This window comes from Curtobacterium sp. 'Ferrero' (assembly GCF_002412165.1).
GTDB lineage: Bacteria > Actinomycetota > Actinomycetes > Actinomycetales > Microbacteriaceae > Curtobacterium.
In genome coordinates this window covers 1-4,023 of the sequence record NZ_NXIA01000044.1, presented here as the reverse complement: position 1 = coordinate 4,023, position 4,023 = coordinate 1, and the positions used below count along the sequence as shown (strand labels likewise).

The following is a 4,023-nucleotide window of genomic DNA, read 5'->3' as shown; positions in this document are numbered from 1 at the left end:
ATAAATTGGCATTGACAATGTGCACGCTGTTGAGTTCTCAAGGACCAGACGCACTCCCCACTCGACCCCGAACACGAGGTTCCGCCAGAGAGGCTTTCGTTCTTGGTTTGACCACCGGTGTGTCGTCGGACCAGAAGGCCCAGTGGCTCATCCCTGACGGGAGAGAACCGGTGGAGTAGTCATCCTAGGCGTCGAAGCGATCCAGCGCAAGGCCGGTTCGGAACTTCAGTGGAGGATGGTCCCGCTTGAGGCCGGCAGGCTCTGGGCTCTCGCTCCAGCCGCTCCGCCGCACCTTTGGGGTGACGAGTAAGAACTCGTCGTGCGGACCGCGGGGAGCGCCAACCGGTCGCACTTCCCGGGCGTGTCGCGCTCTGCAACAGCGTGCCCGGAACGCACCGACGCCCGGCTCCCAAGCGGGGACCGGGCGTCGACGGAGCGGGGTCGATCAGGCGATCGTCACGCCGGCGAGGGTCTTCTTGCCGCGGCGGAGCACGACCACTCCCCCGGGCAGCGCCAGGTCGGACAACCGCGCGGTCGGGTCCTCCGCCCGGGCGTTGTTCACGTACACCCCGCCCTGGTCGACGGAGCGACGGGCCTCACCGAGGGACTTCACCAGACCGGTGTCGACCAGGGCGCGTGCGACGTCGGCATCACCGGGCAGCGAGGTCGACCCCGGGAGCTCGGCGATCGCGGACCGGAGCGTGTGCTCGTCGAGCGTTGTGAGGTCCCCGTTGCCGAACAGGGCGGCGGCGGCGTCGATGGCGGCCTGGGTGGCGGGCACCCCGTGGACCACCGCGGTGACCTCGAAGGCCAGGGTGCGCTGAGCCTCCCGCCGGAACGGCTCGTCGGCGACGGCCCGCTCGAGCCGTTCGATCTCGGCGCGGGACAGGAACGTGAACTGACGGAGCCGTTCGACCACGTCGGCGTCCGAGGTGTTGAGCCAGAACTGGTAGAACGCGTACGGCGACGTCATCTCCGGGTCGAGCCAGATCGCGTTGCCCTCGCTCTTGCCGAACTTCGTGCCGTCGGAGTTGACGATCAGGGGCGTCCCGAGCGCGTGGACGGTGGCACCCTCGGTGCGCCGGATCAGCTCCGTCCCCGAGGTCAGGTTGCCCCACTGGTCGGACCCACCCGTCTGCAGGGTGCACCCGTACTGCAGGAAGAGCTCCCGGTAGTCGAGTCCCTGGAGGATCTGGTAGCTGAACTCGGTGTAGCTGATCCCCGCGTCCGAGTTGAGGCGGGCGGCGACGGCGTCCTTCTTGAGCATCGAGTTCACGCGGAAGTACTTGCCGATGTCGCGGAGGAAGTCGATGGCCGAAAGGGGTGCGGTCCAGTCGAGGTTGTTCACCAGGCGGACGCCGTTGTCCCCGTCGGGGCTGAGGAAGCGCGACACCTGTGCACGGAGGCGCTCGACCCAGTCGGCGACGGTTTCTGGGGTGTTCAACGTGCGCTCGGCGGTCGGCCGCGGGTCACCGATCAGCCCGGTCGATCCGCCCACCAGCGCGAGGGGCTTGTGCCCCGCGAGCTGGATCCGCCGCAGGGTCAGCAGCTGCAGCAGGTTGCCGCAGTGCAGCGACGGCGCGGTCGGGTCGAAGCCGCAGTAGTACGTGATCGGCTCGCCGTCGAGGGCCTCCTTGAGTGCGGTCTCGTCGGTCGAGACGTGCACCAGACCACGCCAGCGCAGTTCGTCCCACACCGAGGCGAAGGTGGGGTCGTTCTGCTGGCGCGTCAGGACATCGATCGCGGTATCACTGGACACCCGGCAATCGTAGCGGCCGGGAGGCACGGCGCTGCTCCGCTAGTCGAGGGCGCCCTTGTGCCGTCGGTACGTCGAGACCGTCGGGTCGCCGGGCAGCCAGAAGCGCCAGGGGAAGCGGGCGCCGCCGGCGATGCCGCCGACGCCCGTGCGCGGCCCGCGCGCGATGCGCGGGACGCCCGCGGCGTCGGTCTCGGCCAGGAGCTCCTCGACGACCGCAGCCGGCGGGGCGGCGTCGAGCCGTGCCTCCAGGCCGGGCGCCAGGGTGAGCGCGAACGGACCGGACCCGTCGACGAGCGACGTGCCGTCGTCGGTGCCGAGCACGGCGCCGAGTGCCTCGCCGAGGTTGCCGGGCCCGCGGGCGAGCGCGACGTCGGCGGGACGGGCGCCGCGGCGCTCACGGGCGGTGGCGAGGCCCGCGACGACCTCGCCGGCGCGGAGGAGCGACCCGGCGGAGGTGCCCTCGGCACCACTGACGACGTTGACGCACGTGTGGATGCCGTAGGAGCGGTAGGCGTAGAGCGTGCCCGGCGGGCCGAACAGGTGCCGGTTGCGCTCCGTCATCCCCCGGTGTCCGTGCGAGCCCGGATCGGTCGGCCCGTGGTACGCCTCGACCTCGGTGATGCGGATGCTCACCCCGCGGCCCGTGATCGTCGCACCGAGCAGCGCCGGCGCCGAGACGGGGGCCGGCTCCGCCAGCAGGCGCCGGAGCGCGTCGGTCACCGGGTGAAGGGGGCGCTCTCCGCCAGGACGCGGACGCGCTGGGTCAGGGCGGTGAGCTGCTCGGCGACGCGCTCGGGCGCGGTGCCGCCGACCCCGGCGCGGGAGGACACGCTGCCCTCGATCGTCAGGACCGAGCGGACCTCGGGGGCGAGGTGCTCGGAGACGGCGCGGTACTCCTCGTCGGTCGGGTCGTCGAGCTCGATGCCCCGTTCCTCGCAGTACCGGACGAGGGCGCCGGAGACCTCGTGGGCATCGCGGAAGGGGACGCCCTGGCGGACGAGCCACTCCGCCACGTCGGTCGCGAGCGAGAATCCCTGCGGCGCGAGCTCAGCCAGCCGGTCGGTGTCGAACGTCAGCGTCGCCACCATGCCGGTGAAGGCCGGGAGCAGGACCTCGAGCTGCTCGACGGAGTCGAAGACGGGCTCCTTGTCCTCCTGCAGGTCGCGGTTGTACGCGAGCGGCAGGGCCTTGAACGTCGCGAGCAGGCCCGTCAGGTTGCCGAGGAGCCGACCGGCCTTGCCACGAGCGAGCTCGGCGATGTCGGGGTTCTTCTTCTGCGGCATGATGCTCGACCCCGTCGAGAACGCGTCGTGGAGCCGGACGAAGCCGAACTCCTTCGTGTTCCAGAGGATGACCTCCTCGGCCAGGCGGGAGACGTCGATGCCGATCTGCGCGAGCACGAACGCGAACTCGGCCACGACGTCGCGGCCGGCCGTCGCGTCGATCGAGTTGTCCGCGGGTCGGTCGAAGCCGAGCTCGACCGCGATCGCCGTCGGGTCGAGACCGAGCGAGCTGCCCGCGAGGGCTCCCGCACCGTAGGGGCTCACGCTCGCGCGGGCCGCCCAGTCGCGGAGGCGTTCGAGGTCACGGACGAGCGGCCAGGCGTGTGCGAGCAGGTGGTGCGCCAGGAGCACCGGCTGAGCGTGCTGCAGGTGAGTCCGGCCGGGCATGATCGCGCCGGGGTGCTCGTTCGCCTGCTGGCTGAGCGCGTCGACGAGGTCGATCACGAGGTGCCCGATGCGCCGACCGTGGTCGAGCATGTGCATGCGGCCGAGGGTCGCGATCTGGTCGTTGCGGCTCCGACCGGCGCGGAGCTTCCCGCCGAGTTCCGGCCCGAGGTCGGCGATGAGCAGCCGTTCGAGGGCGCCGTGGACGTCCTCGTCGGAGTCGTCCGGCTGCAGCTCGCCGGTCGCGTGCGCGTCCGCGAGACGGTCGAGGCCGGCGAGCATGCGCTCGAGCTCGTCGTCGGTCAGGTAGCCGGCGCGCTGGAGGGCCCGCGCGTGGGCGCGCGACCCCGCGATGTCGTAGGGCGCGAGCTGCCAGTCGAAGTGCGTCGACTTCGAGAGGGCAGCGAGCTCGGCGCTCGGACCGTCCGCGAAGCGGCCGCCCCAGAGGGCGCCGGTGTTGGTGGCGTCGGTCTTGGCGTGCGGGGTCGCGTCGGTCATGTCGTCCTGCTGGTCGTGTCGGCGGGTGGTGTGGGGGGCTGCGTCACGTCCCCGGGGACGCGGGCGGCGAGGCGGAGGCGGGTCGCGCCTCCAGGCCGG

3 protein-coding genes are annotated in these 4,023 nt (G+C 71.7%); all 3 read right to left on the bottom strand.

Going from position 1 to position 4,023, the window contains the following annotated elements; genetic code table 11:
- Positions 1 to 445: 445 nt before the first annotated feature.
- The 3 genes from tyrS to argH are packed head-to-tail and all read right to left on the bottom strand — an operon-like array spanning position 446 to position 3,924.
- Positions 446 to 1,759: a tyrosine--tRNA ligase gene (tyrS, locus tag Csp2054_RS17540; RefSeq protein ID WP_096900839.1), complete on the bottom strand. Its 1,314-nt coding sequence runs from the start codon at positions 1,757 to 1,759 to the stop codon at positions 446 to 448.
- A 39-nt stretch (positions 1,760 to 1,798) separates the two neighbouring features.
- Entirely contained in the window at positions 1,799 to 2,479 is a 681-nt protein-coding gene (locus tag Csp2054_RS17535) for a DNA-3-methyladenine glycosylase (RefSeq protein ID WP_176491779.1), read from the bottom strand.
- Complete coding sequence (gene argH / locus Csp2054_RS17530; protein ID WP_096900838.1) at positions 2,476 to 3,924, bottom strand: argininosuccinate lyase; 1,449 nt, start codon at positions 3,922 to 3,924, stop codon at positions 2,476 to 2,478. The genes Csp2054_RS17535 and argH overlap by 4 nt, the downstream gene beginning before the upstream one ends.
- Positions 3,925 to 4,023 lie beyond the last annotated feature (99 nt).